The organism is Xenorhabdus indica (genome assembly GCF_014467235.1).
Classification (GTDB): Bacteria; Pseudomonadota; Gammaproteobacteria; order Enterobacterales; family Enterobacteriaceae; genus Xenorhabdus; species Xenorhabdus indica.
This window is the reverse complement of record NZ_NKHP01000057.1, coordinates 1-3,951: the sequence shown is the minus strand read 5'-3', so window position 1 is coordinate 3,951 and position 3,951 is coordinate 1. Positions and strand designations below refer to the sequence as shown.

Genomic DNA, 3,951 nt, shown 5'->3' with positions numbered 1-3,951 from the left:
TTTGCTGACAAAATCGACATTTTACTTCAACAGTCGCCATGTGACTTCTCCGAAAAAATGACGATTATACACAACCATCAACAGGTTGAATACGTGACCGAAATATGAAAGGTAAATTTACTACAATGTTCATAGAGAATATACACCAAGCGCTGTACTTGTTGTAATTTCAGCCCCATAAATTGTTTTCAAATAATCAAGTGCTTCATCCTGATCTGCCCTCATAAAAACACAAACAGCATCAGATAATATTTTGATATTATAGCCGCAAACAAATGCACCATAAGCAGTATGCCGGATACAACAATCGGTATGCTGGCCAGTCAATATCACTTCAGTCACCCCATATCGCTCGAAAACTGCCTCCAGATCTGTTCCATCAAAAGCACCGTAAAAACGCTTGGGAGAAACAATCTCTCGCGCTATTCCAATCGGAGCCAAAGCGTTAATAACTTTAGCTCCGAATGTCCCCGCCATAGCATGCCTGCCCCAAATCGCTATTTCCCGATCATTTTCCTGATGAGAGTCATTAGAATACACAACCAACCAATCAGGCTGACTCCTGGCATGATTAATCATTTTCTGGATCACAGGGACAATTAGCATTGCATTCGCTTCATTGGCGAGAGCACCAGTCACAAAATCATTTAACATATCAATTACGATGAGTGCTTTCATTTGAGTATCCTTATTTTCATATAAAGAAATATCGGTTAGAAATGAAACCACTGCTTATAATTCACCACATATCAGAAAATATCTACTCCAAGATCATATTGTTTAAGCAACCTTATTATTTTACTTTTATTTCAACAGACAACCTTATTACTTATTATTCAGGGCTCTATTGAACATTAATTCATTCACTTGTACTAAAGCTTTTTCATGAACATTATGATATATAAAATACATTTATACTAAAAATCACCATAAAAAATGAAGATAAAAGTTGCACTTATTGATGACCATGTTGTTGTTAGATCAGGATTCGCTCAGCTGCTCACACTTGAAGATGACATTACAATAGTAGAGCAATACAGCAATAGTAAAGAAGCATGGCCTGACCTACTGAAAAGAAATATTGATATAGTTATCATGGATATTTCTATGCCACATGAAAATGGCTTGCAACTCCTTGCACGACTGCGTCCTAATCACCCTAATTTTCGTACGATTATGCTTAGCATTTATGATACGGTTGCTCTTGTGCAAACCGCTCTTGATTCAGGAGCTCGTGGCTATCTGACAAAATGCTGTGGAGCAGAAGAACTGGTACAAGCAGTACGAACCGTTCATAAAGGGAAGATTTATCTTTGTGCCGATGCCATGAAAGCTTTACACCAGAAACCGCAAGAGTTGAATGCACTACAAGTACTGACACCACGAGAACGAGAGATATTTAATCTTCTAATTAATGGTGTAAACGCCAGGAGTATTGCAGAACAACTAATGTTGAGCCCTAAAACTGTCCATGTTCACCGAGCCAATATCTTAAATAAATTACAGTGTGACACCACTATTGATCTTGTCCATTATGCATTACAACATCAAATTATTACTGGCTAATAGATGAATTGGAAAGTACGCTTTAGTTTACAGTCTCTGTTTTTATTGATTTTCTATTCTCTTACTTGGATTTCACTATGGATAATCAGTTTTAATTTGAGTAAAAATGGACAGCAGGCCACTCTTTTTTTACCTCAGGGGTTAAGACTGATCCTTATGATTTTGCTCTGGAAACGTTACCTGTCAATTCTGATTATCAGTGAGAGCAGCATCCTGATATGTTTAAATAGCGAACAATTCATTACAAACTTAGTTATTTTACTCTCTCCAATTATCAGTTTGATAATAGTCTTAGGTATTAAACAGATATGGAAATATTATTCTCTTTATTGGCAGCAACTCTCCATCCTGCTAGCTTCTGTTATCATTAACAGTTTATTACAAACCTTTTTCCTCAGTAGCCTGTTATCCTGTAAATCCAGCCTTATTTTTCTCAGTTCTCTAACTGGTGGAGTTCTGTTATCCCCATTTATTTATCTGATTTATATCTATATATATGAGCAAAATCTAAAATCTCAATATATTACTGACCACTCAACCTATCCACAATTACGCACATCGTTATTGATGTGGTGTTTTCTATTCAGCTTATTGGGTATTAGTGGGCAGTTCTTTTTATCTCCCAAAATTGAGGGGCTTTTGTCAATCTTGGTTTTTATTCCCAATGTTTTTATGGCTTACCGTTATGGTTGGCAAGGCGGTGTATTATCAGCACTATTAGGAAGCTTAATCGTAGCTTTTGCACGTCAATTTAGTGGTTCATTCAGTGAATTACAAGAGCTGGAGATTTTTTTAACTACTCAAGCATTATTGGGGATCGGACTTGGTATAGCCATCAGCCGCCAACAACAATTAGCTGGTAGCCTTATTCACCAGCAACGTTTAACAGAGAATCTTAACCGCTATCGTACTCAACTCGAAAAAGAACTCGCTGCACGTCGAATTCTGATGCAAAAAATTGTGCAGATTGAAGAAGATACCCGTAAAAATATTGCCAGAGAATTACATGATGAGATCGGACAAAATATTACTGCTATTCAAATCCAATCCACATTAGTAAAACGTACAGCAAATTCTCCACTAACCATAAAAGCAGCCGACCAGATCAAATCTCTTGCTCAACAAATCCACCAATCTACTCGTCAACTTCTTCGCGAACTACGTCCCCCCATTCTGGATGAAATGTCATTTGAACAAGCAATTCGTCACCTTGTAAATGAGTTTGCTTTCGAGGAGCAGAATATTATTTGTCAGTTCAATTATCAATTACCACAAGAACCCAAAAATAGCACTATTATTTTGACTCTCTACAGAGTTATTCAGGAACTATTAAATAATATCAGTAAACATGCCGATGCCAGCATAATAATTATCACACTAAAACAAAGAGGAAATTTCATTAAACTTCGCATTAGTGACAATGGAATCGGCATCAAGGAAAATAAAAAAAACAGAGGCCTTGGCTTAAAAGGCATTGAAGAAAGGATTCGTATACTTGGTGGAAATTGGCTATTAAAAACACAAAGAGGAACACATGTTGTTGTTAATTTACCATAAATTCAGATCAGTATATCGAGTAATTAAATAACACCCTTCATACATCAGGGGATACCATCAATATTTAATAAATCTCAAAAAGCTGAACAGTAAAAACGGAACAACATTTTGGGAACATAGGTAGTGATGTAACCAGAATAAGAGGTGTAACTAACAAAACTGCAATTTAAAAGAATGAGATAATATTCTATTTACACAGGCTTACTTTTATGGAGAAATATTATGCAAGCCAGTAGCAAAGGACAGATTTCACAGCAATATCGCTATTGGCGAATTCATTTACTAATAACAATGTTGATCGGTTATGCCACATTTCAACTTACACGTAGAAGTTTGAATGTTGTTATGCCTGCAATGCAAGTGGAACTGGCATTAAATAAAAGTGATATTGGCTGGATAGCCAGCCTATTTTATCTTGCTTATGGTGCCTCAAAATTTGTATCCGGTATTTTCCACGACTATACAGGCTATCGCTGGTTTATGGGGGCTGGATTATTAATGACCGGAATACTTAATATTATTCTCACATCTTGTTCTTCATTGCCAGCTATATTAATTATCTGGACGCTGAATGGTTTTTTTCAGGGATGGGGCTGGCCTCCGTGTGCGAGATTACTGACTTATTGGTATTCTCGTAGTGAGCGGGGATTTTGGTGGGGGTGTTGGAATATTTCAATTAATATCAGTGGAATACTCCTGACCCTATTATCTACACTGTTGGCAACAATATAAATAAGCTTTCATAATAACGATACACTCATTTTTCTCACTCCCGGCTGTTGCCCTGATGAAAAGGCGGTCATAAATTCTTCAACGCACACTAAGAGT

General features: G+C 36.8%; 3 protein-coding genes and 1 pseudogene. 3 read left to right on the top strand and 1 reads right to left on the bottom strand.

Going from position 1 to position 3,951, the window contains the following annotated elements; all coding sequences use genetic code 11:
* Positions 1 to 129: 129 nt before the first annotated feature.
* Positions 130 to 678: a cysteine hydrolase family protein gene (locus tag Xind_RS19325; RefSeq protein ID WP_187650911.1), complete on the bottom strand. Its 549-nt coding sequence runs from the start codon at positions 676 to 678 to the stop codon at positions 130 to 132.
* A 258-nt stretch (positions 679 to 936) separates the two neighbouring features.
* On the opposite strand from Xind_RS19325, the gene Xind_RS19320 reads away from it, so the two are divergent.
* From Xind_RS19320 to Xind_RS19310, 3 genes and pseudogenes are all read left to right on the top strand, one after another.
* Positions 937 to 1,566, top strand: a complete 630-nt coding sequence (locus Xind_RS19320; RefSeq protein WP_187650910.1) for a response regulator transcription factor — start codon at positions 937 to 939, stop codon at positions 1,564 to 1,566.
* 3 nt (positions 1,567 to 1,569) lie between these two features.
* A complete protein-coding gene (locus Xind_RS19315) occupies positions 1,570 to 3,123 on the top strand; it encodes an MASE1 domain-containing sensor histidine kinase (RefSeq protein ID WP_187650909.1) in 1,554 nt (517 codons plus the stop codon).
* Positions 3,124 to 3,345: 222 nt separating this feature from the next.
* Positions 3,346 to 3,849, top strand: a pseudogene (locus Xind_RS19310) (MFS transporter); the annotation flags it as partial.
* Between the last annotated feature and the right edge of the window lie 102 nt (positions 3,850 to 3,951).

Excerpts from the sequence above, each read along its gene's own strand:
- Xind_RS19315 (WP_187650909.1), top strand. The coding sequence starts at position 1,570 with ATGAATTGGAAAGTACGCTTTAGTTTACAGTCTCTGTTTTTATTGATT.
- Xind_RS19320 (WP_187650910.1), top strand. The coding sequence starts at position 937 with ATGAAGATAAAAGTTGCACTTATTGATGACCATGTTGTTGTTAGATCA.
- Xind_RS19325 (WP_187650911.1), bottom strand. The coding sequence starts at position 678 with ATGAAAGCACTCATCGTAATTGATATGTTAAATGATTTTGTGACTGGT.